26 protein-coding genes are annotated in these 24,341 nt (G+C 38.8%); 7 read left to right on the forward strand and 19 right to left on the reverse strand.

The annotated features are described in order from the left end of the window. Nucleotides 1–216: 216 nt before the first annotated feature. Nucleotides 217–1,566 carry an FAD-binding oxidoreductase gene (locus C9J37_RS08630; RefSeq protein WP_107895119.1) on the reverse strand — a complete coding sequence of 450 codons (1,350 nt, stop codon included), beginning with the start codon at nucleotides 1,564–1,566 and terminating at the stop codon, nucleotides 217–219. Between the two features lie 174 nt (nucleotides 1,567–1,740). On the opposite strand from C9J37_RS08630, the gene C9J37_RS08635 reads away from it, so the two are divergent. From C9J37_RS08635 to C9J37_RS08645, 3 genes are all read left to right on the forward strand, one after another. Next, nucleotides 1,741–3,147, forward strand: coding sequence for a glycoside hydrolase family 18 protein (locus C9J37_RS08635; RefSeq protein ID WP_107895019.1), 1,407 nt, complete (start codon nucleotides 1,741–1,743; stop codon nucleotides 3,145–3,147). 173 nt (nucleotides 3,148–3,320) lie between these two features. Then, on the forward strand, nucleotides 3,321–3,479 hold the full coding sequence (locus tag C9J37_RS08640) for a YfhD family protein (protein ID WP_105928897.1): 159 nt from the start codon (nucleotides 3,321–3,323) through the stop codon (nucleotides 3,477–3,479). Between the two features lie 12 nt (nucleotides 3,480–3,491). Next, nucleotides 3,492–3,683 carry an H-type small acid-soluble spore protein gene (locus tag C9J37_RS08645; protein ID WP_024363847.1) on the forward strand — a complete coding sequence of 64 codons (192 nt, stop codon included), beginning with the start codon at nucleotides 3,492–3,494 and terminating at the stop codon, nucleotides 3,681–3,683. Nucleotides 3,684–3,787: 104 nt separating this feature from the next. Here the strand turns inward: C9J37_RS08645 and C9J37_RS08650 are convergent, their stop codons facing one another. Together C9J37_RS08650 and C9J37_RS08655 are read right to left on the reverse strand one after the other, a co-directional pair. Further along, nucleotides 3,788–5,947 carry a bifunctional diguanylate cyclase/phosphodiesterase gene (locus C9J37_RS08650; protein WP_235617063.1) on the reverse strand — a complete coding sequence of 720 codons (2,160 nt, stop codon included), beginning with the start codon at nucleotides 5,945–5,947 and terminating at the stop codon, nucleotides 3,788–3,790. A 212-nt stretch (nucleotides 5,948–6,159) separates the two neighbouring features. Then, on the reverse strand, nucleotides 6,160–6,684 hold the full coding sequence (locus C9J37_RS08655) for a sigma-70 family RNA polymerase sigma factor (protein ID WP_235617064.1): 525 nt from the start codon (nucleotides 6,682–6,684) through the stop codon (nucleotides 6,160–6,162). A 236-nt stretch (nucleotides 6,685–6,920) separates the two neighbouring features. On the opposite strand from C9J37_RS08655, the gene sspI reads away from it, so the two are divergent. Both sspI and C9J37_RS08665 read left to right on the forward strand, forming a co-directional pair. Further along, nucleotides 6,921–7,130, forward strand: coding sequence for a small acid-soluble spore protein SspI (gene sspI, locus C9J37_RS08660; RefSeq protein WP_107895021.1), 210 nt, complete (start codon nucleotides 6,921–6,923; stop codon nucleotides 7,128–7,130). Nucleotides 7,131–7,207: 77 nt separating this feature from the next. Further along, a complete protein-coding gene (locus tag C9J37_RS08665; RefSeq protein WP_107895022.1) occupies nucleotides 7,208–8,587 on the forward strand; it encodes an FAD-binding oxidoreductase in 1,380 nt (459 codons plus the stop codon). Nucleotides 8,588–9,095: 508 nt separating this feature from the next. Here the strand turns inward: C9J37_RS08665 and C9J37_RS08670 are convergent. The 10 genes from C9J37_RS08670 to C9J37_RS08715 form a co-directional block, all read right to left on the reverse strand. Then, a complete protein-coding gene (locus C9J37_RS08670) occupies nucleotides 9,096–9,608 on the reverse strand; it encodes a GNAT family N-acetyltransferase (RefSeq protein ID WP_024363842.1) in 513 nt (170 codons plus the stop codon). 187 nt (nucleotides 9,609–9,795) lie between these two features. Continuing rightward, complete coding sequence (locus C9J37_RS08675) at nucleotides 9,796–10,074, reverse strand: glutaredoxin family protein (RefSeq protein WP_107895023.1); 279 nt, start codon at nucleotides 10,072–10,074, stop codon at nucleotides 9,796–9,798. A 15-nt stretch (nucleotides 10,075–10,089) separates the two neighbouring features. Next, a complete protein-coding gene (locus tag C9J37_RS08680) occupies nucleotides 10,090–11,103 on the reverse strand; it encodes an LLM class flavin-dependent oxidoreductase (protein ID WP_107895024.1) in 1,014 nt (337 codons plus the stop codon). A 47-nt stretch (nucleotides 11,104–11,150) separates the two neighbouring features. Further along, a complete protein-coding gene (locus C9J37_RS08685) occupies nucleotides 11,151–12,479 on the reverse strand; it encodes an LLM class flavin-dependent oxidoreductase (RefSeq protein WP_107895025.1) in 1,329 nt (442 codons plus the stop codon). A 200-nt stretch (nucleotides 12,480–12,679) separates the two neighbouring features. Then, complete coding sequence (locus C9J37_RS08690; protein ID WP_107895026.1) at nucleotides 12,680–13,576, reverse strand: LysR family transcriptional regulator; 897 nt, start codon at nucleotides 13,574–13,576, stop codon at nucleotides 12,680–12,682. 307 nt (nucleotides 13,577–13,883) lie between these two features. Beyond that, entirely contained in the window at nucleotides 13,884–14,849 is a 966-nt protein-coding gene (argF, locus tag C9J37_RS08695) for an ornithine carbamoyltransferase (protein WP_107895027.1), read from the reverse strand. Nucleotides 14,850–15,141: 292 nt separating this feature from the next. Further along, nucleotides 15,142–15,357 carry a helix-turn-helix domain-containing protein gene (locus C9J37_RS08700; protein ID WP_024363833.1) on the reverse strand — a complete coding sequence of 72 codons (216 nt, stop codon included), beginning with the start codon at nucleotides 15,355–15,357 and terminating at the stop codon, nucleotides 15,142–15,144. A gap of 369 nt (nucleotides 15,358–15,726) precedes the next feature. Beyond that, a complete protein-coding gene (locus tag C9J37_RS08705) occupies nucleotides 15,727–16,209 on the reverse strand; it encodes a DUF2975 domain-containing protein (protein ID WP_107895028.1) in 483 nt (160 codons plus the stop codon). A 207-nt stretch (nucleotides 16,210–16,416) separates the two neighbouring features. Beyond that, nucleotides 16,417–17,505 carry a M42 family metallopeptidase gene (locus C9J37_RS08710; RefSeq protein ID WP_069513711.1) on the reverse strand — a complete coding sequence of 363 codons (1,089 nt, stop codon included), beginning with the start codon at nucleotides 17,503–17,505 and terminating at the stop codon, nucleotides 16,417–16,419. Nucleotides 17,506–17,613: 108 nt separating this feature from the next. After that, nucleotides 17,614–18,099: a dUTP diphosphatase gene (locus tag C9J37_RS08715; protein ID WP_024363829.1), complete on the reverse strand. Its 486-nt coding sequence runs from the start codon at nucleotides 18,097–18,099 to the stop codon at nucleotides 17,614–17,616. Between the two features lie 104 nt (nucleotides 18,100–18,203). Here C9J37_RS08715 and C9J37_RS08720 point away from each other — a divergent pair, with 104 nt between their 5' ends. After that, nucleotides 18,204–18,599, forward strand: coding sequence for a hypothetical protein (locus C9J37_RS08720; RefSeq protein WP_024363828.1), 396 nt, complete (start codon nucleotides 18,204–18,206; stop codon nucleotides 18,597–18,599). A 58-nt stretch (nucleotides 18,600–18,657) separates the two neighbouring features. Here the strand turns inward: C9J37_RS08720 and C9J37_RS08725 are convergent, their stop codons facing one another. Beyond that, entirely contained in the window at nucleotides 18,658–18,930 is a 273-nt protein-coding gene (locus C9J37_RS08725; RefSeq protein ID WP_024363827.1) for a DUF1294 domain-containing protein, read from the reverse strand. Between the two features lie 147 nt (nucleotides 18,931–19,077). On the opposite strand from C9J37_RS08725, the gene C9J37_RS27995 reads away from it, so the two are divergent. Next, the gene (locus tag C9J37_RS27995) at nucleotides 19,078–19,404 is read left to right on the forward strand and encodes a hypothetical protein (protein ID WP_153063486.1); all 327 of its coding nucleotides are present in this window, start codon (nucleotides 19,078–19,080) and stop codon (nucleotides 19,402–19,404) included. A 120-nt stretch (nucleotides 19,405–19,524) separates the two neighbouring features. On the opposite strand, the gene rplT is transcribed toward C9J37_RS27995, so the two are convergent. The 5 genes from rplT to dnaI form a co-directional block, all read right to left on the reverse strand. Continuing rightward, nucleotides 19,525–19,884 (reverse strand): 50S ribosomal protein L20, encoded by a 360-nt coding sequence (gene rplT, locus C9J37_RS08730; RefSeq protein WP_024363826.1) that lies wholly within the window; start codon nucleotides 19,882–19,884, stop codon nucleotides 19,525–19,527. Between the two features lie 58 nt (nucleotides 19,885–19,942). After that, nucleotides 19,943–20,143, reverse strand: a complete 201-nt coding sequence (gene rpmI / locus C9J37_RS08735; protein ID WP_069513721.1) for a 50S ribosomal protein L35 — start codon at nucleotides 20,141–20,143, stop codon at nucleotides 19,943–19,945. Nucleotides 20,144–20,174: 31 nt separating this feature from the next. Further along, nucleotides 20,175–20,678 (reverse strand): translation initiation factor IF-3, encoded by a 504-nt coding sequence (gene infC, locus C9J37_RS08740; RefSeq protein ID WP_024363824.1) that lies wholly within the window; start codon nucleotides 20,676–20,678, stop codon nucleotides 20,175–20,177. Nucleotides 20,679–21,071: 393 nt separating this feature from the next. After that, complete coding sequence (thrS, locus tag C9J37_RS08745; protein WP_107895029.1) at nucleotides 21,072–23,006, reverse strand: threonine--tRNA ligase; 1,935 nt, start codon at nucleotides 23,004–23,006, stop codon at nucleotides 21,072–21,074. Between the two features lie 393 nt (nucleotides 23,007–23,399). Beyond that, complete coding sequence (gene dnaI / locus C9J37_RS08750; RefSeq protein WP_256093266.1) at nucleotides 23,400–24,329, reverse strand: primosomal protein DnaI; 930 nt, start codon at nucleotides 24,327–24,329, stop codon at nucleotides 23,400–23,402. Nucleotides 24,330–24,341: the final 12 nt, after the last annotated feature.

Below are 24,341 nucleotides of genomic sequence, written 5' to 3' on the forward strand. Positions count from 1 at the left end.
CGTGTTCCTCGGACCGGTGTTTTGCCTCCAGCTTCCTTCAGATTCCGCATCGCCACGGACACCCTTGCTCTTGGCTAACCTCTACTTCTGTCTTCGGGGTTCGGGACTTGCACCCTATAGTTCATACGCATGCCGGGCGCACGCAAAAAAGTGTTAGATTGTGAGCGCTCAATCTAACACTTTTTCTCTTATGTTCAAACTTTACTTTGTAAGTAACTACAGCCACTTTCGAATCGGAGGAATACTTTGCTGGAATCGAAATACATTGAATGGATCGTATCTGGTTTTCACTTCTCTTAATCGTCTGAAATTACGTCCATAGTATGCAGTTGGCCAGTTTTCAATCGATTGATCTGGAAAGTTCACATAATCTCCCATTGTAAACGGGGATAATGTCCTTCTTAACTCTTCCACCCACTGAATATTTTCCTTTTCATCTTGAGTTTGTTCCCATGAAGTGATGTACTCTTGGGCAATAAGAGCATCGCGATAGTAATAGGCAGTACGGTTTGGTGCAATGTGACTAACAGCACCTCTAAGCGATTGGTGCCAGATGCTCGCATTTCTGTTAGGTGCATTTGCTAAAAATTGCTTCATAGTCAAGATGGCAGCATGCGGAAATGGTTTTTCAATAAAGGAACCTGATCTTTTACGGAGTGCCGGCTGGTTACCACTCGGAACATCAAAAAATCGAACCGCTTTCATATAAGGCACTTCTTTTATCCATAGATCCGTTGGTGACCCGCTTTTTCTTAATGGTCGTAACAGCTTTTTTAATGCCGATGGCGCGCCAACAAATATACCTTGCACAACAATGTCCCCCACTTCCTTTGCTTTTAACTCTATTTGTGAGGTTAAACGTTCATCTGTAAAAGGCGCCCATTTTTGCCATGCATCAAAAGCAACCTCAAAATCATCCCAGTCCCATGAAATATTGAAAAGAGACACTTCCGCTATAGGATGTAGCTTAAATGTAAGTGCCGTGACAACTCCGAAATTCCCCCCACCGCCACCACAGCTAGCCCAAAATAAATCACTATTCATCTGGCGATTTGCTCGAATCAGCTCCGCTCCTTGATGACCACTCGCTCCAACCATTTCAATTTCAATTAATTGATCGCAAGTAAGCCCAAAAGGACGAGAAAGCATACCGATACCTCCACCAAGCGCTAAACCCACAATTCCTACACTACTTTCAGTTCCTCCTGGAATTGTCATACCATGTTCCCATAATGTACGGTATACTTGCCCTAAGTTCGCACCCGCCTCAATGCGAGCAGTTCCATAATCTAAATTAATGGTTATGTCGTTCATTTCACTCACATCAATGACTAGACCGTGATTGATTAAGGAATAATTTTCATAACTATGACGCCCACTCCTTATGCGGAAGTCCTCATTATTTTCTCTAACCCATCTTAAAGCGTTCACGACATCTTTTGTCCTTTGGCAAAAAACAATTTTACTCGGGAATTTTGGCAAATTTAAGTTATTATTTGTCCTCGCTTCATCGTAATCTGGATCACCTGGACTAACAATTCTTCCTGTGAGCTTTACTTTCTTCAACATACAGCCCCTTTCTCCAATAATGCAATGTGCATGTACTATACTATGTATATTTAATGAGGAAAAAATATGCATTTTAAAATGGGAAAGAATGAAAAATAACATGGCATTTCATCATCAGCTATCCATTTTGTTTCATATGATGCATTAACAAAACCTATTAGGGGGAGAACAATGTTAATACATGTAGTTAGTGCGGGTGAAACATTATGGCACATTGCAAACCGTTATGCTGCGCCACTGCAAGCGATTACTCATTTAAATGCGTTACCTAACCCAAATCAATTAATAATCGGACAATCACTCGTTATTCCTTCTGCTTACACAACACATATCGTCAAAAAAGGTGATACATTATCGACGATTGCCAAACAATATAACGTACCAATGCAAACAATTATTCATAGGAATCACCTTACGAATCCGGATGTTTTAACACCTGGAACAAAACTAATTATTCCTCCCATTACACATACTGTACAAGCTGGCGAAACATTATCACAAATTGCTAGCAACTATGGTACAACCGTTCAAGCGATTGTAGAAGAAAATAGCATAACAAACCCAAATATGATTTATGTCGGTTCACAGTTAGTTATTCCTAGAGCCAAGCCTTCCGTTGAAGTAAATGCTTATACGTATCAACCGCCTGAAGAAGCTGTTCAGTCATTGCATGCAATCGGTCGTCTTCTCACTTTTTTTAGCCCGTTTGCTTATATGATAGAGGAAGACGGTACATTACAACCGATTAATGATCAAGCAATGATTGACGCAGCACAGTCGCATAACATCCTGCCAATGCTAACCATTACAAATTTTACGTCTACAGAAAGCGGCTCCAACTTAGCCCATATTATTTTATCTAACGATCAGTTACGTGTAAAAGTGATGGATAATATCTTAAATGTGATGCAGGATAAAGGCTATAAAGTGTTAAACATAGACTTTGAAAACGTTCTACCGACAGACCGAGAACAATACAACCAATTCCTTCAATTAGCCGTTGATCGTCTGCACCCGCAAGGTTATTTAGTATCAACTGCACTTGCTCCAAAAACAAGGCCTTCTCCAGCAGGGTCAACATATGAAGCATTTGATTATGAGGCTCATGGCAAAATTGTGGATTTTGTTGTGTTAATGACCTATGAATGGGGCTATCGCCTTGGACCTCCGCAGGCCATCTCGCCCATTAATGAAATGAAGAAAGTTGTAGAATACGCTCTAACAGTAATACCCGCTAATAAAATTTTTTTAGGCTTTCAAATTTATGCGCGGGATTGGCTAGTTCCTCATGTCAAAGGGCAAGAAGCGGAAACCTTTAGCCCGCAAGAAGCCATTAGAAGAGCCAAACAATTTGGCGCTACTATTCAATATGACCGCACTACACAATCACCATTTTTCCGCTACGTTGATCAGCAAGGAAGAAATCATGAGGTTTGGTTTGAAGACGCCAGAAGCGCACAAGCTAAATTCGACCTACTCAAGCAGTACCATCTTCGAGGTGTGAGCTATTGGGCTTTAGGTTTTCCGTTCCCTCAAAATTGGGCGCTATTAGAAAATGATTTCTCTATAAAAAAATAAGGACTACTACTAGAATTTCCCGAAACGCTATCTTTCATAAGCTTTTATGAATCTAAGCCAAACCTTTTGACATCCCTTCATGAATTTCTTATGTTTCCCTAGTATTTCCCATGATAAAAATAGCACTTGAAAGCCATATTAAGAAATATCAAAACTGAAAGGAGATAGCACACATGGGAAGAGATAATAAACAAGGGAAAAGCCAAAATAAAGGCTCATTACCACAGACACCAAAAAACCAAAAAATCGCACCTGATAAAGTAAAAGAAGAGTTTTCCCAAGAATTCACAGAACTTATTAATGCTGTGACGAAAAACAAGCAAAAAAAATAAGGGGGTATTCAATTGGAGTATCAACGCGCACAAGAAATTGTTGCCTCTCCATCGGAATATGAAGTGAGCTACAATGGCGTTTCTATATGGATTGACAAGCTACATGATGATCGCAAAACAGCCACTGTGCATTTACGACGCTCGCTAGAAGAACGCTCTGAAGTCAATATTTCAGAACTGAAAGAAGAATACCTCGTTCATTAAAATAATAAGGACTCCCCAAAAATCCGCATTGTACTTAATTAGATGCAATCTTTTTGCAGCCTAATTAAGTCAAAGCGGATTTACCATTTTCATTTACTATCTTTTTAAATGCTGTATTCTTCCCCGTATTTAAAACGCTCTAAAATGTCATTTGCATGCATATGTAAGTCATTAAACGTTGTTGCAAGCTGTTCAGCTGAAATAGGCTTACTAAATAAATAACCTTGTATATAATCGCAATCCCCTGCAACAAGGAAAGCAAGTTGCGCAATTTCCTCTATCCCCTCAGCTACAACTTTTAAACGTAAATGCTTTGCCATTGAAAGGATCATGGACACAAGCGCTTCATCATTTGGGTCATGTTGAATATTATGTACGAAAGCACGATCAATTTTTAAACAGTCGATTGGAAAATCTTTTAAATATGATAAAGACGAGTAACCTGTCCCAAAATCATCGACAGCTATTTGAATCCCCAGTGCTTTTAATTCATGTAAAAGTTGCGTCATTTGATCAATATTCATTGTCATACTTTCTGTAATCTCCAATTGAAGATAGCTTGGTTCCAACTTACTTCGTTGTAAAATCTCTCTCACCATTTGTACTAAATCTTGCTGAAATAATTGGCCAAGAGATAAATTAACCGCAACTTTCATTGGCGGCAAACCTTGCGTTTCCCATGCTTTTACTTGCAAGCATGCTGTTTCAAGAATCCATTTACCCAGAGGAATAATAAGCCCTGACTCTTCTGCTATCTCGATAAACGTATCAGGTGGGACAAGTCCACGCTCTGGGTGACGCCAGCGCACTAGCGCCTCGACTGATTCTATTTTTCCTGTTTTCAAGTTAATTTGCGGCTGATAAACCAAATAAAATTCCTGTCGCTCGAGCGCCTTATGTAACTCCTGCTCTAGTAAAATACGATTTGCCACACCGGTTGACATATGCTGTTGGTAAAAAAGAAGTCGTTGTGGTAATTGGCTCGCTTCACGCATCGCTAGCTGTGCATGCGTCAATAATTGTTCAGCTGTACAATTGGCGTCATTGAATGCAATACCAATATTGACATTGCCTTTTAAAGAAAAAAGTTGTACTTGCAGCGGCTGATTCATAACGCTTTTTAAATTCAAGCAAAACTGGATCAATTCTTCTTTTGTTTGTACATGATGAATATAAATGACAAACTGGCTCTCTCGTAACTTTGTTGCAAAATAATGGGGTGGCAGCATCGCTTGAATTCTTTCAGCTACAAGTTTCATCATCTTATTGGAATAACTAATGCCTAAGGAGTCACTAATAGTTGCTAGACGATCAATTTCAATGGAGATAATGGCCTGTTGTTGCCTACCATCCTTACGCAGCTTCTCCTTTAATGTTTTTAAAAGAAGACGCTCATTCGGAAGTTGGGTAATATCATCATGATAAGCTTGAAAAGTTAGCTCCTGTTGCGATTGTTCCAAGTCTAGCTTAATTTTTAATAGCTGTTGATAGGGCTTTTCAACTGACGTATAGTAGATTGCCTTTAGAAAAATATAATACGCAAAAAATTGATAAAAGAGTGCAGCGAACATCCAAATACCACTGAAGTTATTGCTACAAACAAATAACAAATCACTTACAATCAAGTAAGCTGACCCACTCATTAGCCATCCAGTTTGTTTAGGTGCCTCCTTATAATGCTTGCTTAAAAAATAGATTGAAACACCTTGTAGAACCGCAGTCAATAATTGTGCGCTACTTTGTATCGTTGTCACAAATTGATTGCCTCCAATCAATGGTTGTACCTTATACAACATCATGAGTACTAAGGCAACAGATAAAACCGCAATGCCATAAGCAATCCTACGATGTGCCAACGTTAACTTTTTTCTAGGCTTTACAATCATAAGTAATACACCAATTACTAAAGCAAAGCGCATGAAAATCTGTATCCAAACGCTTATTAACTTTATGTCTAGGCTTTGAGAAACTGCTAAGACAATGTTCGCAATTTCTAACAAAGCAACAACGAAAAATATACTACCTATGTATAATGTTTGATTTGATAATAGCTGAGAAAAGATTAACCATGAATGAATAGCAATGGTCATTGTAAATACAACGATAAAAATTTTCATGATTAAACTTAAATAAACAAAGCTACCTTCAAAAATAGCAAAAAGCTGATGGTTAAAAACGATTAGTGGTAGTAATAGTAGCAACGGTATCGCACTAAATCCAAGCTCCTTTTTGTCTATAACTATATTATTACGCGCGTTTTCCAATACTAACCCTCCATACCAAGTTATACTCATTTCAAATAGATGGGTATATATACCCATTAATTCATAGCAACGATATTGAAATTGTATATATCTTAGACTTCTTACAAATCATAGCACTTTTATTAGACTTTGTATGCACCAAGCGAAAGTATGCTAATATTCAATTTATTTTGATATTAGCATACTTTTACTATCTTTTTGTAGTAATTTCTTTATCGACGGTAGAGACTACGGAGCTTATCTATCAGTCTTGTGCGTCTCTTTTTGACTGCAGAGACAGACAGACATAGTTCTTTAGCTATTTCATCATACGTGTAGCCTTCTAGGTAATAAAGTTGCAGTATCTTTCGGTCTAACTCATTTAAATTACCTATGATCGTCTCTACTAATAAGCATGCCTCTAGTCGATTAATTTGTTCCTGCTGACACCTTATACGGTTTAATTTGTCATCAGCTAGAAATGTCACGTTGTCTTGGAATTGTTTATCCTTTGTCAGTTCTTTCAAAATTTCTCCTTTGACAGTTGTATAAATATATCCAGAAAACTGCCCGTTCGATGGATTGGCCTTTTGATAAGCTTTCCACACAGCAATTGCTGCAATATGGCGATAATACGCAAAGTCTTTGTAAATATGGCACTTTAATAAGATAGAAGTAATCATTGGTTGGACTAATTCTAATATTTCCTCAAATGGCTGTTGTGGCGAAAGAATTTGTTTGTGCTTGTCTTGTGACACTATTACTTTCCTAACGACTTGTGCACAGTCCATTATTCCTAGGTAATACTAGCTTAACGTGCGTCTACCAAATCGTCGAAAAACGCTTTTATAAAAAATCATCAACGAAACTTTTGAAAAATCGCCTTAATTTAGCAGAAATAATAAGAAGTATTTATACAAATCCTATGTTTTACCTTCATTTGATACATATTTCTTTTTTCACTGGACACATTATGACTAAGGAGGCGAAATAGATGAATTTTCAAATAAGAGATGCCATTTCAGCAAACGTACATGGGCAATCAGCAGCAGAATTTAAGGATATAGTGCAAGATGCTATTTCACGTGGTGAGGAGCATCTACTACCTGGGCTTGGTGTATTTTTTGAAAAATGGTGGCAACAATCAACTACTGAAGAACAAGATGCATTCGTACAAAAGCTTGAAAAAGTATTTGCACACTGATTTTTTATGAACACTTCATTCCAATTCCACAAATCGCATGATAAATTAGATTTATCAGAAAGTTTGGAGGGATTGGAATGACTGTTGCAATAGAGCTACTAGTAAATCAACTTAGAGAGGTATTATCGGATGAGCAAGTGTCTACAAACGACACAGTACGAGAACTACATGGCAAAGATGAATCTCATCATGCGATGAATTTACCTGATATCGTCGTCTTCCCACGTTCTACAGGAGACGTTAGTGCCATTATGAAAATCGCACATGCTAATCTTATACCGGTTGTCCCATTCGGTGTTGGCTCAAGTTTAGAAGGCAATGCTATTCCGATTGAAAACGGGATATCTATCGATTTTTCTGAAATGAATGCAATTTTAGAGATTCGTCCAGAAGATTTATTAGTGAAAGTGCAACCAGGTGTGACACGTGCACAATTAAATAAAGAACTTAAAAAACATGGGCTACAATTTACGGTAGATCCAGGAGCAGATGCGACACTTGGTGGTATGGCAGCAACAAACGCCAGCGGTACGACAGCAGTTCGTTACGGCGTAATGCGCGACCAAGTACGGGATTTAGAAGTAGTACTTGCAGACGGAACTGTAATTCATACGGGCAACTTAGCAGCGAAATCATCTTCTGGCTATCATTTGAACGGTTTATTTGTTGGTTCAGAAGGTACGTTAGGATGCTTTACAGAGCTGACATTGCAAGTTTACGGTATTCCAGAATTCGTGACTGCTGGCCGCGCTGTCTTTGAAACAGTGGGCGATGCTGTCAGTGCAGTAGCCGCATTATTGCAGGCTGGCGTCTCCGTTGGACGCGTTGAACTAGTCGATGAAGCTTCTATTACACAAGTGAATATTTATAATGAAACAACGTATGATGAAAAACCTACGCTATTTTTAGAATTCCACGGCAATGATGCAGGTATGCGTGCAGATGTTGAATTTGCTACAGAAATCTTTGAGGATTTCGGCTGTAAGAGTGTCCAATTTGAACAAGACAATGCAGCACGCAATAAGCTGTGGGAGGCACGTCATTCATTAGCCTATGCATATATTCATGCGTACCCCGGTAAAAAACTGATGTCAACCGACGTCTGTGTACCGATTTCAAAATTGGCAGAAACGATACTTTATGCACGCGAGCAATTAAACACTGTCGGTCTAGTAGGAGGTATTGTCGGACATGTCGGTGACGGCAATTTCCATGCCCTATTAATGTTAGACCCAACGAATGCGCAGGAACAGGCTCAAGCTGACCGTTTTAACGAACATATTGTACAGTATGCGTTGCTTCGCGGTGGAACTTGTACAGGAGAACATGGTGTAGGGATTGGGAAGATGAAATATCAATCGATGGAGCACGGTGCCTCATTACTTGTTATGAAAAGCATTAAGGCAGCACTTGACCCACATAATATTATGAATCCAGGAAAAATTTTCAACTTGTAGTAGCGATAAATTTTCACTTTCATTTATTGAGAAAAAACACGACCCCTCCAACTAAGCAGAAGGTCGTGTTTTGAACATGATTAAAGGTGACAGGCACTTATGTCACGCTCTGTTCCAAGTGCACGTGGAACCATTGTTTCGACGAGATAATCTTCTTCTTCATAAATGATTTTCTAGAAACATCTAACAACGGGGCTGGGACATAACTAAAAAAATTTAAGAAACAGACGAAAGCTGTTCATAATTTTTTGCTATATGGAGACCTTAGCTATTCTTGCTTTTGCAATTAAAAAAATTAGAAGTGTTCACTAGTTGTTGGTAGCGAAGGCGGTGACTCCAGCTCAGAACAGCACATAATGTTAGACGCGGGCATTCCGCGCGCAAGCAGAGGGTTGCGGCTTACGGTGCTGAGCGGAAAGCACCGCCGTAGCGGACAACAACGGCATAGCAAAAAAGTGTTAGATTGATGGCAGTCAATCTAACACTTTTTTGTCCCAGCCTCTATTCGTTACAAATCATAGCGGAAGCTTTTCACCAAGATATCGCCTTTATAAAACTCTTTTGACTCGTCTCGGACAAAACCTAGTGATAAATAGAGGTTGATGGCAACTTGCATAATATCACCAGAATGTAAATAGAGAGATTGATCCTGACGCTTGCGAGCAAAGGCAAAACTTTCTTGTAATAATTTTTTAGCCACACCTTGCCCCCTCCCTTTCGGATGAACTGCTAATAAGCGTACAATCGTTGACTCAATACCGAGTTCAGGAAGACCGTATGCTTTTTCAGCATTTGTAAATAGTTGCAAGCCTCCTACAATTTCCTGCTCACGCTTTGCAACTAATATCGTCTCTGCATTCGGATTGCCAACAGACGACCGAATATCTTGTAAATATTGAGCCCAATGCGCTGGATCTTTGTAATCTTTCTCATACTGTGCATAACTGTCCACAAGCACTTCCAAATAAGCTGGATAATCTTCTTGTCGTAAATGTTCAATAACAATTTGTGCTACTGTCATAAACAACACTCCTTTCACTTCTTTTTCTATTAGAAAACTGGATAAGCACTCATACGTTGAACAGCGTTCTTATTGCACACAACTAGATGCTATTTGTGATTTTTCTGTACTTGAGCAAGCCGTTAACAATAACAAAAGTACACATGTTAAATAGAACGTTAATTTCCTCATCGTATCCCTCCCTTTCCTAAACTTGCGATGGTAGATGAATAGCAAGTGCTGTCTTAATATGTTCAAGTCCAAGTTCTGTAACGGCTTTGTACACATCATCCTCACTTGAACCAATTTCTACAACTGGCACATAGCGTACGCCATACTTTGTATCAAGAATGTCACGAAAAGCATCGTTATGTGTTACATCAACTGTTCTATAGGCAATTCCTTGCCCTTGTAAATAGGCTTTAACTTCATCACAATAGCTACAACCTTGCTTTGACCATACAATTACATCTATTTTTTTCGCCATGTTGGATAATCCTCCTTAACTTACTGCTTCTTGTTGTTGTAAATGTAAATTTACTGGACTTAATAGTTCAAATGACCGCTGTCGTTCAAATGCCTTTAAAATCGGTGTATGCAAAATAAACTCATCAATTTGATATTGCTTGTGAAAGGCATCCAATGTGGCTTTTATGTCTTCAGGCGTGCCGTATAAAATATCAGCATCATACTGCTGTACAGTGAACGCTTCTCCTGATTCTTGCCCAAATTTTTCTGCTAATTCCACCGATTGTAGCGTCAAACTACGACCACTTGCCAAATGTACTTTCGTAATTTTTTGTTCTCCTACTAATGCCTGTGCCTCCTCTTTTGTTGGTGCGGCAAAGGCTGCAATTGATACTGCAAAATGACCATTTGGGAAATGCGTGCGATAGGTCTTAGCCGCTTCCTGTAAAATTGCCGGATCACTATTGATAAAGCGTGCAAAGACAAAGGCAATGCCAAGCTTACCTGCAAGAGCTGCACTTTGAGCGCTTGCGCCAAGTAAAAATAACGATGGTTTTACTTTAGGAATAGGTGTTGCCTGAACACCACTTAGCTCATGCTCTGATGGTAGCGCGTTGTCCATTAATTGCTGTAAAAACGTTAGTCTTTCCTCAAAGTCCTCACCATTGTTCAGCGTGCCAAATTGCAATGCCTTTGTAGACAACGGTAGACCTCCTGGTGCTTTTCCAATGCCCAAATCTACTCTCCCTGGTTCTAACGTGGCGAGCACATGGAAATTTTCTGCCACTTTGTATGGGCTATAATGTTGTAACATAACCCCACCTGAGCCAATACGAATTGAGGTCGTTTTTGCAAGTAAATACGATACTAAAACTTCTGGTGAAGTGCCTGCTAATGTATCGGTATTATGATGTTCTGACACCCAAAAACGCGTATATCCTAACTGCTCAGCCCTTTGTGCTAAAGCTACTGTATTTTGCAATGCTTGCTCGTTTGTCGCATTGTCGATAATTGGGCTTTGGTCTAAAATGCCTAAAGAATAACTCATACAATACCTCCTCGAAATATATTTATTCAAATAAGTTTACTTGGTTTTTAAACAGACTGTGTGACATAACGACTTTCTTTAAATGGTAATCCTAAATTACCTCGCAATGTATCTGCCTCATATTGCTCTCTGTATAGACCTCGTGACTGCAAGATGGGTACAACTTTATCGACAAAATCATTAAGTGCATCAGGCACTGTTACAGCTACAATAAAGCCATCCGCTGCTTCTTTTTCAAACCATTCCTGTAGTAAATCAGCAATGTGTTCAGCAGTACCAAAAAATGTCGTTTTCGGTGTAGCTTCACGTAATGCTACTTGACGAAGTGTGAGCCCTTCTTCTTTAGCATAAGTTTTAATATAATCTGTCGTGCTACGGAAGCTATTTGCTCCAATGTCACCTAGCTCTGGGAATAATGCATCCACATCATACTGAGTAAAATCATGATGATCAAAATAACGACCAAGATAGGCAAGTGCACGTTCAATGGAAACAAGCTCTACTATTTCCTGATACTTTGCCTCTGCTTCTTCGATTGTGTCCCCGATAATAGGTGATATTCCTGGGAAAATCTTCACTTCATCAGGATTTCGTCCAACATCTGCAACCGCCGTTTTTACTTTTTTATAAAACTTCTGTGCTTCTTCGAGCGATGCACCATGCGTAAATATGGCATCCGCATCCTTTGCAGCTAAACGGATACCCGCATCCGATGACCCTGCTTGGAAAATAACAGGTTGGCCTTGTTTTGAGCGCGCAATATTGAGCGGGCCTTGTACCGAAAAATATTTCCCCTTATGTTGTAAGGTGTGTAGCTTTGCTGGATCGAAAAATACGTCATTTTCCACATCTGCTATAAAAGCATCATCATCCCATGAGTCCCAAAGCCCCTTTGTCACCTCTAAGTATTCCTCAGCAATTTGGTAACGTTCCGCATGGCTAGGATGCTGGTCAATCGTTTTATTATAATTTAACGCCGTGCTCTCTAATGGCGTCGTTACCACATTCCAACCTGCTCGCCCATTGCTAATATGATCGAGTGATGCAAATTGTCGTGCTACCGTAAATGGTTCACTATATGAAGTAGATACCGTCCCTACAAGTCCAATGTGATTTGTTGAAACTGCTAGTGCCGATAATAACGTTAACGGCTCAAAACGATTTAAAAAATGAGGGATTGACTTTTCATTAATAAATAAACCATCTGCAATAAAAGCTACATCAAACTTCCCTTGTTCCGCCTTCTGTGCTTGTTGTATATAAAACGGCAAGCTAACACTTTGATTGCTTGCTACTTTTGGGTGACGCCAGCTCGAAATATTGCCACCTACACCATGAATAATCGCCCCAAATCGAATTTTATCCTGTCTCACCATACTTGTTCTCCTCCTTAAAATTTTTATTTTTACTAAACTTAGTGGTTAAGTATGTTTTGAGTTAAAAAATAATATTTCACTTATGCTGTCAAACAGACATGCATAAATAAAATAGGATTGAGGAAGATATTACCGTTCATTAAACGATTATGCAATAGGTCTTATAATAGAAAAAATTTTTTGAGCTATAAATTTTTTTATCATGAAAATGTTTGGGTATTTTCAAACTGAATAGCTGTATTTAAAATATTGTCCCAAAAAGCAGGTTCCAGTGTATCTTTCTTCAAATAAGTTAAAAAAATATGCTGGTTCATATCGAGTAAATGCTTCACATCAATCTCAACAAACTCGCCGCTTTCAAGCTCGTTTTTCACACATAGATGTGGCAAAAAGCTCATATAACCTTTCGTTCGAATAAATGCCTTCGCTACTTCTAAATGGTCTGTTCGCACTTCAATATTTGCCGATACGCCTTCTACCTCGAACATTTTATGGACATAGTTCCAATCAAATGCGCCACATTCAAAAAACACCATTTTTTGCTGCGCTAATTCTTTTGCCTTTAAAACGACTCCTTGTGTTAATGGATGGTCCCGATGCATAACGAGCTTTACTGCATTGCTTAATAACAACTCATTGCATACTCCTTGTCGATGCACATATTGCATAAACCCTATATCAATTTGGTGACTTTGTAATTTTTCTAATAGGATTGTTGTAGGACCTGTTATGATTTGAAAGCGCATGTGAGGAAAGCTTTCCTTCCATTTAGGTAAGGCATATGCCAAAAAATATTGGGCTGTCACACCATTCGTACCAATACAAACTTCATTTGTTGTTTGCGTTTCCTGCAATTGCTTTTTTCCTTGCTGGAACGTTTGCACAATTTGTGTGGCAAATGGTAAAAAATCTTTTCCTTTCTCTGATAAAATGACACTCCGTGCATCTCGATAAAATAATTCAACGTTTAACTCACGTTCCAATGATTTGATACGAGCTGTAACTGTTGGCTGTGATAAAAACAATGCATTGGCAGCCTTATGAATGCTTTTATAATGGACAACATATAAAAATGCCTCGATATGATCAATGTTCAAATAAAGCCCTCCTAAAATTTCGTATTGTCCCTATTATATAGATATCCTTCATTTTTCTCTATAACGGATTGGAAAACTATGTTATTATCAATAACCATTTGAATTAAAAAAAGCAACCCAGCGTCTCCCAGGTTACTTTCACTATGTAGCGATGAGGTCATCCATCTTGACAACGTACATCGCGCGCAGCTACATCCCTCTGTCTGTATGCCGCTTTATGTTATTCACAGATGACACCCACTGTTGTCAATGTGAACTCTCTATATAGCAACTCTCCATAAGAAAGTTATATAGCCTATCCTTTACGTTAGGCCATAATCGAAGCTAAAACTGCTTTTTGAGCGTGAAGTCTATTTTCTGCTTGCTCAAAGATGTAAGAATTAGGGCCATCTATCACAGATGTTGCCACTTCTTCTTCGCGATGAGCTGGTAAGCAATGTAAGAACATATAGTTTGGCTTTGCATGTGCAACAAGTTCATCGTTGATTTGATAACCAGCAAAATCTTGTAAACGTTTTGCAGCTTCCTCTTCTTGCCCCATTGATGTCCAAACATCTGCGTATACCACATCTGCATCTTGGACTGCTGTTACAGGATCATTTGTAATCGTAATGGTACTACCGTTTTTCTCTGCAATCTTTTGTGCTTTTGCGATAACTTCCGCATCGCATTCATAGCCAACAGGCGTTGCAACAGCTACATGCATCCCTACATGTGCAGACGCAACTACTAATGAGTGCGCTACATTGTTGCCATCTCCAACATAGGCAATTTTAAGACCTTGTAATTCACCTTTATTTTCAAAGATTGTTTCTAAATCTGCTAATGCCTGACAAGGATGATAAATATCCGTTAAACCATTAATAACAGGAATTGTTGCATGCTCGGCTAGTTCTTTAACCATTGCATGAGAGTTTGCACGAATCATAATGCCATCTAAATAACCTGATAACACATGTGCAGTATCATAAATTGATTCACCGCGTCCAATCTGCAAATCACGTGCATGCATAAACATACCTTTACCGCCCAATTGTTCCATGCCTACTTCAAATGAAATACGAGTACGCGTTGAATGTTTTTCAAAAATCATGCCAAGTGTTTTACCTTCAAGTAATTTCGGACATTTACCTTCTTTTGTAATTATTTTCAGTTGAGACGATAGTGCAACTAACTGCTGAACTTCTTCACTTGTATAGTCTAGCAAAGTTAGTAAGTCTTTTCCTTTTAAGCTTGACACTAACTTTAACTGTACCTCTTCTAATAATTTCATAGCCTTCGCTCCTTGCTTTTGTTACTGTTGAACTTAGTATACACATGCATAAATATAAAATCAACTGAATTTTTATGTTTATTTTCAAAAATTAGAATTCATCAGTTATTTGTGACAAAAATACGTCTGTTTGAATATTTATGCATATACAACGTATTGTCAGCATACTACTGCCTTAGTTACATTGATAACCATTTCATATAACCTGTTTGTTGCCATAAAAAAAGAGCCTACCCGAAGGCCTGCTCTGGTCACACTTATGCAGTTGTTTAAAGCTATTCTAGATATTCTACTACTCTTCGGCATCACTTCGATATTCTAAAATATCGCCAGGCTGACAGTCTAACGCCTTGCAAATCGACTCTAAAGTAGTTAATCGAATTGCTTTTGCCTTTCCATTTTTTAAAATAGAAAGATTCGCCATTGTTATGCCAACCTTTTCCGAAAGCTCTGTTACGCTCATTTTTCGTTTAGCTAACATCACATCGATGTTAATAATAATCGCCATATCCTCAACCTCACACTATTCAATCATTTTCCTATTTTATGTCTACGATTTCTTTATACAAGTGTTTGGGAAAACCTCAGATTGCGATGACACTCGAAGCAAATGTAAAATGTCAACCGAATGCCAGCAGTTTCACTCTATCACCTTTACTAAAAATCGCAACAACGAGAATTCCCTTTACAACAAAAGCACTGATAACAATAGCACAGAACTTGATCACTTTTAAAGCCTTGACCGATACTTCTGAACATATCTGTTCCTATTCATGTTAAGCAACAGCTTATATGCATTGATAGTACGCAATAAAACATGGTAAAGAAAATACATTAGTCGCTACTGAAAAAGCGTTGGTATGCTAAGATTCTCACCTCAAACAACTAAGTCGTTTTCGGATTTAATTTCGACCGCTTCTTGTAAAAGTCGTTGAAGAACAGCAGCAAATACTGCTATCACCATAGAGGCAAAGGGTACAAGCAATCCAACAAAAATCACACCTGGTGCATCGTCTTTCTCAGCAAAAAGGTAAAAAAGTGGAAAAATCAGGACATGTAAACTACTAATGATAATAGCACAATATTTAATCTTCTTTAAAGATTTTACAGAAAGTTCCGAGAAGGCTTTGCTTTGATCGATGTAGCGTAATAGTTGAAAAGCCTGATACAAAGCAAAGTAAAACGGAATTGAAGATGCATACAAAATAATCGAGACGATATATTGTATAGAAGAAAACGCAGGTAATAACTTTTCTGAAAGCTTCCCTAGCTCCGGTACAAGAAAAATACATAGTGCTAAAACTGGGATAGCCATAAGTATGACCGCTATTTTTAAAAACAAAGTTGTTGCTATTTTCATGAAAACACCTCATTGGTTTATATTCAATTTGATTTTAATACAAAATTTATCGTATTACAATAAATAAACATTGATTTCCATTTTACAACCCCTTCCTATCCACCGCAAGAATATCCACTCTTATCGCTAGGGCACACTAAAACATAAAAAAACCTTCTAACAAATTGTTAGAAGGCCATACTGCATTATTTATACTTATAATAACGATTAATCAAATGTTATTTTGTTTACTGCATCGCGATCTAATTTTTTAATGACTTCAACCATTAGCTTAACAGCGTTATCGTAGTCATCACGGTGTAAAATCCCTGCGTGTGAGTGGATATAACGTGTCGCAATACCGATTGATAAAGCAGGCACACCATTTGCTGTGACATGGATTGAGCCAGCGTCTGTGCCGCCCCCAGCCATTGCTTCAAATTGATATGGAATGTTGTTTTCATCCGCCACATCTAAAACAAATTCACGTAAACCACGGTGTGAAACCATTGATGCATCGTAGACAACGATTTGTGGACCTGCACCCATTTTACTAGTTGACTCTTTCGGTGTTACCCCTGGCGTATCTCCTGCAACACCTACATCAACAGCAAAACCGATATCTGGTTGAATTTTATGAGTTGCTGTTTTCGCACCACGAAGACCTACTTCTTCTTGTACGTTCCCTACAGAATATAGGATATTTGGATGTTTTTCATCTTTCAATGCTTTCATGACATCAATGGCAATCGCACAGCCAATACGGTTATCCCATGCTTTTGCTAATAAATACTTATCATTTTTCATTACATTAAATTCGAAATAAGGTGTTACCATGTCACCAGGACATACTCCCCATTCAAGTACTTCTTCTTTAGAAGCAGCACCCACGTCGATAAACATATCTTTAATGTCTACCACTTTGTTACGTACATCGGCTGGTAAAATATGAGGTGGTTTAGAACCGATTACCCCAATAATTTCTTCACCTTTGCGTGTTGTAATTGTCACGCGTTGCGCAAGCATTACTTGGCTCCACCAACCACCCACTGTTTGGAATTTGATGAATCCTTTATCATCGATTTGAGTGACCATAAAGCCTACTTCATCTAAATGGCCAGCTACCATAATTTTAGGGCCGTTTTCATCGCCTACTTTTTTAGCGATGACGCTCCCTAAATGATCTGTTTCAACAGTATCTGCATATGGTGCGATGTATTTTTTCATAACTTCACGTGGTGCACGCTCGTTGCCTGCAATGCCATTCGCATCTGTTAAATCTTTAAACATTTGCAAAGTTGAATCTAGTTGTGTCATCCTTTTGCCTCCTACATCTTGTATCCCCTCTATTATACTTCGTTTACCGAAATATTCCTAGTGAGTCGTCTGAAAATTGATGTTTTTTTTACTTTTTAGTCTAGTAAATTAATAGCCACTTCGTTGGCGATTATAATTTTCTTCGTTTTTTTCAATATACGCTGACACGACATCCTCAAATGTAAAACCGAGGTTATATGCAAGTAACCCATAGCATTGCCAAATCGCTGCATAACTATGCTCTGTTGGGTGGCTTATAAATGTTAATATATAGTTTTGCGTCATTAAAAATGTCTCTGTTAAATCACGCTTCTCTTCCACAACTGGCCATTTTTCTATAGCCGTATAGCCTTTTAATAACCCTAGCGATAAAATAAAGTGAATCGAATCCACATACTCCTCTAAAATCACTTCGCGCGCTGATGGCCCTTTCGTACTCCAAAACTTAAAGCAACGTGTTTCATTGGCAAGCTCCGCAAGCTCAACCATTAACGCCAAGCCTTTCTCTTTAAAGACATCGTGTTCAATATTTTGTGTTTTTGCAATAAAATCATCAAGTTCTTTTTGCATCGTAAATAATTGTTGTAAGTTCATTTTTTTCTCCTAAATTTCTAAAATTTTTTTGTATAAAGTGAAACTAAATGTCTCCCCCAATCGTATAGGTAGGAATAACCTTTCTTCAAGGGGGAATTTTTTAAATGTTACCATTACTTATTCGACTTGCAGTGATTGCGCTTATTATCTATGTATTCTATAAAGCGATTCGATATATAACCGATCCTAAACGAAAACTCGATGAAGCCTATGAAAAAGGCCAATATTACTTTTATGATGACGTAAAAAATGTTCGAAAGAATTTCTTTATTTCTTTTAAGGGTGCGCTATTTGAAGGTGAAAAATACTTGGGTACGACCGAAGATGCGTTTGAGGTCGTTACAATTTTCGTTGGTGCCCGCGACACTGCAACTTTACAAGGATTTACAAGGAGTGACTTCGAATATCTCCAACAAGAAATTTTATTTAACTATCCTAACGCTAAAATCAACTGGAAGCAACCCATTGAACAACTTATGCGTGACACATCCTCTTCATGAGGATGTGCCACATGAGGATGTGCCAGGCACTCACACAATTCTACACAATTTAAGTTTTTTATAATGAGCTACTCCATAATTGCACGATTATAAAAATTTGAATTGCTGCAATCAATGGAAAGCCAAACGCAAAACTGTTATGGCGTGTTTTATGACGGAATAAATACATACCTAATACGCCACCAACAGCCCCTCCTGCAATTGCCAAGGTAAACAACGTACGTTCCGCAATGCGCCACTCATGCTTTTTTGCGCGCGATTTATCCATACCCATCATAACAAGCAATACAACTGAAACAATTGCCATATAGGCAAGTAAAGCTTGAGCCATTAAAACACAACCTCCTATGTAAAAAAGACTGATGAAATAACCCCACCAGTCTTCACTATACACTAATTTATTTGCACTTGTCGCTTCGCTTCAATGCCAAATATCTTTTGCCTCTGTCGCTTCCGCTTTCGGGGCTGAAACCTTATTTTGCCCCTGCCGCTTCCGCTTTCGAGGCTGAAAACTTATTTTGCCCCTGTCGCTTTGCTTTCGGGGCAGAAATTTATTTATATTTTGCCCCTGTCGCTTCCGCTTTCGGGGCTGAAAACTTATTTTGCCCCTGTCGCTTTGCTTTCGGGGCTGAAACCTTATTTTGCCCCCTGTCGCTTTGCTTTCGGGGCTGAAATTTATTTATATTTTGCCCCTGTCGCTTCCGCTTTCGGGGCAGAAATTTATTTATATTTTGCCCCTGTCGCTTTGCTTTCGGGGCAGAAATTTATTTATATTTTGCCCCTGTCGCTTTGCTTTCGGGGCTGAAATTTATTTATATTTTGCCCCTGTCGCTTCCGCTTTCGGGGCAGAAATTTATTTATATTTTGCCCCTGTCGCTTCCGCTTTCGGGGCAGAAATAAAAAAGAGCGACTTAGTCGCTCTTTTTTATTTCGCTACTGCTTTTTTAGCAGCTTCTGCTAATTGTGTGAATGCTGCAGCATCTGTTACAGCTAAGTCAGCTAACATTTTACGGTTAACTTCGATACCAGCAACTTTTAAACCGTGCATTAAACGGCTGTAAGAAAGACCGTTCATGCGAGCAGCTGCGTTGATACGAGTGATCCATAATTTACGGAAATCACGTTTTTTCTGACGACGGTCACGGTATGCATATTGACCTGATTTCATTACTGCTTGGTTAGCAACTTTATATAATGTATGTTTAGAACCATAGTAACCTTTAGCTAATTTCAATACTTTTTTACGACGTTTGCGCGTCACTGTTCCGCCTTTTACGCGTGGCATATGAATTACCTCCTGCTTTTCATTAAAAAATGAATATTAGTTTATTTTGTGTTATCAATCATTTCATGTAAACAAGTAATGATTTGATGCGTTTGAAGTCACCAGATGATACAACGTTCGCTTTACGTAGGTGACGTTTTTGTTTCGTAGATTTGTTTGCGAATAAGTGGCTTCCGTAAGCACGGTCATATTTTAATTTACCTGAACCCGTTTTTTTGAAACGTTTCGCAGCTCCACGGTGAGTTTTCATTTTTGGCATGTCGAATTCCTCCTAAACTGTTCGTCTAATATTATTTCTCGTTCTTTGGTTGAAGAACTAAGAACATGCTTCGGCCTTCCATCTTCGGTTTTTGTTCAACCGTAGATACTTCAGCACAAGCTTCAGCAAAACGATCTAACACACGTTGACCAATATCTTTGTGTGTAATCGCACGACCTTTGAAACGGAGGCTACATTTTACTTTATCGCCTTTTTCAAGGAATTTAATCGCATTACGTAGCTTCGTTTGGAAATCATGTTCATCAATTGTTGGGCTCAAGCGAACCTCTTTCATTACGATGACTTTTTGATTTTTACGAATTTCACGGTCTTTCTTTTGCTGTTCAAACTTAAATTTACCATAGTCCATGATACGAGCGACTGGCGGCTTGGCTTGAGGGGCCACAAGGACAAGATCCAAGTTTACACGAGTGGCGATTTCTAGCGCTTCGTTACGTGTCTTTACACCAAGCTGGTCACCATTGTGATCGATTAATCGAAGTTCACGTGCGCGAATGCCTTCGTTTACATACATGTCTTTGCTAATAGTAATCCACCTCCAAGTAGTTGTCGCGAATACATGGTTTGGGCAAAGCCTTGCCCGGTTGAACGGTACATCCTCTTGTCATGTCCATAAAAAAAGGACGGACATTTTGAAGATGTCCGCCCGCTATATGTGCATGCGTAAGTGTACGCAAAACAATTCAACGTGTCATACCTGTTCACAGCCTAAGCGTTGTATCAGGTGAGAAGCGGGCAGCCTCTACTTCAACCACAAACTTTGTATTCATTAACCTTAATTATATTAGCATGTACAATTTAGATTGTCAAATATTTTTACAATCTCATAATTAGTATGTGTAATACACTTACAGTTTATACGTCATTATAGTACAAATAATTAAAGATAATCAAGTACTTTATTCAATTAAAAACGTGCAACTTCCGCTTTAATATTCGCTAAGAAGGCTTCGAATGCAATTGTTTCTGAATCTTTTGAGCCGTAACGACGCACGTTTACACCGTTAGCTTCAACTTCTTTATCGCCAATAACAAGCATGTAAGGAATCTTTTTCATTTGTGCTTCACGGATTTTGTACCCTAGTTTTTCTTCACGGTCATCCATTTCAACACGTAATCCAGCTGCTGTCAACTGCTCTTCGATTTGTTTCGCATAGTCGAAGTGCGCTTCGTTTGATACTGGGATTACTTCTACTTGTACTGGTGCTAACCAAGTTGGGAATGCCCCTTTATATTCCTCAATTAAGAAGGCAACAAAACGTTCCATTGTTGACACAACACCACGGTGAATAACGACTGGACGATGTGGTTTACCATCTTCACCTACATATGTTAAGTCAAAGCGTTCTGGTAATAAGAAGTCTAATTGTACAGTTGATAACGTTTCTTCTTTACCAATGGCCGTTTTTACTTGTACGTCAAGTTTAGGGCCATAGAACGCCGCTTCACCCTCTGCTTCAAAGTAATCTAAGCCAAGCTCATCCATTGCTTCTTTTAACATACTTTGTGCTTTTTCCCACATTGCATCGTCATCAAAGTACTTCTCTGTATCTGCTGGATCACGGTAAGACAGACGGAATGAGTAATCTTTTAAATCAAAGTCTTTGTACACTTCTAAAATTAACTGCACAACTTTTTGGAACTCTGCTTTAATTTGGTCTGGACGAACAAAGATATGTGCATCATTTAACGTCATCCCACGTACACGTTGTAACCCTGAAACAGCGCCCGACATTTCATAACGGTGCATTGTTCCAAGTTCAGCAATACGTAATGGTAAATTTCGATAAGAGTGCATGCTGTTTTTGTAAACCATCATATGGTGCGGACAGTTCATCGGACGCATAATTAATGTCTCATTATCCATTTCCATTGGTGGGAAAATGGAATCTTGGTAATGATCCCAGTGACCAGAAGTTTGGTAAAGCTCTTTAGAACCAAGTACTGGTGTATAGACATGTTTATAACCAAGCGCTAATTCTTTGTCTACGATATAACGTTCAATCACACGACGGATTGTTGCACCATTTGGTAACCAAAGTGGTAAACCTTGACCTACTTTTTGAGAAGTAGTGAATAATTCTAATTCTTTCCCGATTTTACGGTGGTCACGTTCTTTTGCTTCTTCCAACATTTGAAGATGATGTTTTAATTCTTCTTTTTTGAAGAAAGCTGTACCGTAAATACGTTGTAGCATTTTGTTATCAGAGTTCCCTCTCCAATAGGCACCTGCTAATGATAATAATTTGAACTCACGTAGTTTACCTGTTGATGGTACGTGAATACCGCGACATAGGTCGAAAAATTCCCCTTGGTAGTAAATAGACACTTGCTCATCAGCTGGAATCGCTTCAAGTAATTCTAATTTATATTCGTCGCCGATTTCTTCATAAATTGCTTGTGCTTCTGCACGGCTAACGTTTTTACGTTCTACTTCTAGATTTTCAGCAATGATTTTTTTCATTTCTTTTTCGATTGCTGGTAAATCTTCAGCAGTAATTGGTGTTGGTGCATCAATATCGTAGTAGAAGCCGCCTTCAATAACCGGACCAATACCAAGTTTTACTTCAGGGAATAAGCGCTTAATCGCTTGTGCTGTTAAATGGGCTGTTGAGTGACGAAGAATTTCTAATGCTGCCTCATCATCTTGTGTAATAATGGCAATTGTTGCATCTTCTTCAATTGGTGTTTTTAAGTCTACTAATTCCCCATTTACTTTCCCTGCATAGGCTTTTTTACGAAGTCCTGGGCTAATAGATAATGCCACATCATCAGTAGATGTACCTTTTGCAAATTCCTTTACAGCGCCATCTGGGAACGTTAATTTAATCATGTCTGACATTTTGTTGCACTCCTTGTTTGGTTAAATTTAGTGATGCATGATGAAACAGCGAATCTTATGGTTAACGTAAGCTTGCACAAAAAACCCTAAAAAACAAAAAAGCCCCGTCCCTCACAAAAGGGACGAAGCGTATGCTCGTGGTTCCACCCTTCTTCCTTCCGATAAAATCATCAGACGAAGCTCAAGGCTAGCTAACGGGCTAGGGACCGGCGAAAGATATGCCCTTTCGCTGCTCAGTAGGTAGTAAATAATGTGTCCAAACTAGGAAGCTTACAGCCGATGACTTCCCTCTCTAAAAGCCGTTACACAAAATTCATGTCCTCATCATTGCATTGTGCTATATAGTATATGAGACAGTATACGCTCGATTGTCATAAATTGCAACTGTCAATGTTACAAACGTCGATTTTTTCCACGCATTTCTATTGGCTCCGTCAAAGCTTTCACACGTTCCATAATACGGCCAGCTTTTACGACCTCAATATCCCCTTTTTGAGACTGCGCTAAGTGATGCTCTAATTCATCATAGTTAAAATTAGAGGTAATGAATGTTGGCAATTGTTCTGCCATTCGATAATGGAAGATTGTCCCTAAAATTTCATCGCGTGTCCAAGCTGACATTGTTTCTGCCCCTAAATCATCAAGCATCAATACCGGCGCTTTTTTCACATAATCTATTTTTTCATTTAGCGTATTATCACCGATTGCATTTTTCATTTCACGTAAAAATTCGGGTACGAAAACGACCACGGAACGGATTTTTTTGGAAGCCAGTTCATTCGCAAGTGCACCAAGCACAAAGGATTTCCCTACACCAAACTTCCCATATAAATAAAAGCCTTTCGTTGGCAATTGCCCTGTTTCCTCAGTTTTCTTAACAAATTGTGCCGCCCGTTGCGCGATAAGCACACGGGATTCATCATCAATCATTAAATCTTGGATTGTCGCTTGCAGCACATCTTTTGGCATATGCATACTAGCAATCATATTGGCAACATCCCGACGTTCGTCCTCACGCACCTTTTGTTCACAGCGCACGTAATCAATTTCAACCGTATTGCGTACAACACGTAATGTCGGAATAAAACCTTTTAAATAATTGGTGCAATGCGCTGTATGATCACAACCACAGCACACTGTCGATTGACTAATAAATTCATGTAGCTTTGGTAAATTGCGCTCAACAGCATCGTAGCTTAATTCTTCTGCGTGTTCTGCTAAAAAGGCCTGCACACGAGGGTGTTCTAAAATCTCTCGCCTCATCGCCTCATATCGCTCTTGAAATGATGGTACATTAATGGCTCTTTTTAATGCTTTATTAATTGGTTCGATTAC

Origin of the sequence: Lysinibacillus mangiferihumi, assembly GCF_003049665.1 — a bacterium.
GTDB classification, from domain to species: domain Bacteria; phylum Bacillota; class Bacilli; order Bacillales_A; family Planococcaceae; genus Lysinibacillus; species Lysinibacillus mangiferihumi.

Coding starts and splice junctions, on each gene's coding strand:
- C9J37_RS08680 (WP_107895024.1), bottom strand. CDS start 11,103: ATGAGTTATTCTTTAGGCATTTTAGACCAAAGCCCAATTATCGACAAT.
- thrS (WP_107895029.1), bottom strand. CDS start 23,006: ATGTCAGACATGATTAAATTAACGTTCCCAGATGGCGCTGTAAAGGAA.
- argF (WP_107895027.1), bottom strand. CDS start 14,849: ATGAAATTATTAGAAGAGGTACAGTTAAAGTTAGTGTCAAGCTTAAAA.
- rplT (WP_024363826.1), bottom strand. CDS start 19,884: ATGCCACGCGTAAAAGGCGGAACAGTGACGCGCAAACGTCGTAAAAAA.
- C9J37_RS08665 (WP_107895022.1), top strand. CDS start 7,208: ATGACTGTTGCAATAGAGCTACTAGTAAATCAACTTAGAGAGGTATTA.
- C9J37_RS08635 (WP_107895019.1), top strand. CDS start 1,741: ATGTTAATACATGTAGTTAGTGCGGGTGAAACATTATGGCACATTGCA.
- sspI (WP_107895021.1), top strand. CDS start 6,921: ATGAATTTTCAAATAAGAGATGCCATTTCAGCAAACGTACATGGGCAA.
- C9J37_RS08715 (WP_024363829.1), bottom strand. CDS start 18,099: ATGAACTTACAACAATTATTTACGATGCAAAAAGAACTTGATGATTTT.
- C9J37_RS08720 (WP_024363828.1), top strand. CDS start 18,204: ATGTTACCATTACTTATTCGACTTGCAGTGATTGCGCTTATTATCTAT.
- C9J37_RS08710 (WP_069513711.1), bottom strand. CDS start 17,505: ATGACACAACTAGATTCAACTTTGCAAATGTTTAAAGATTTAACAGAT.
- rpmI (WP_069513721.1), bottom strand. CDS start 20,143: ATGCCAAAAATGAAAACTCACCGTGGAGCTGCGAAACGTTTCAAAAAA.
- C9J37_RS08670 (WP_024363842.1), bottom strand. CDS start 9,608: ATGACAGTAGCACAAATTGTTATTGAACATTTACGACAAGAAGATTAT.
- C9J37_RS08685 (WP_107895025.1), bottom strand. CDS start 12,479: ATGGTGAGACAGGATAAAATTCGATTTGGGGCGATTATTCATGGTGTA.
- C9J37_RS08700 (WP_024363833.1), bottom strand. CDS start 15,357: ATGGCGATTATTATTAACATCGATGTGATGTTAGCTAAACGAAAAATG.
- C9J37_RS08675 (WP_107895023.1), bottom strand. CDS start 10,074: ATGGCGAAAAAAATAGATGTAATTGTATGGTCAAAGCAAGGTTGTAGC.
- C9J37_RS08725 (WP_024363827.1), bottom strand. CDS start 18,930: ATGGCTCAAGCTTTACTTGCCTATATGGCAATTGTTTCAGTTGTATTG.
- C9J37_RS08640 (WP_105928897.1), top strand. CDS start 3,321: ATGGGAAGAGATAATAAACAAGGGAAAAGCCAAAATAAAGGCTCATTA.
- C9J37_RS08705 (WP_107895028.1), bottom strand. CDS start 16,209: ATGAAAATAGCAACAACTTTGTTTTTAAAAATAGCGGTCATACTTATG.
- infC (WP_024363824.1), bottom strand. CDS start 20,678: ATGTATGTAAACGAAGGCATTCGCGCACGTGAACTTCGATTAATCGAT.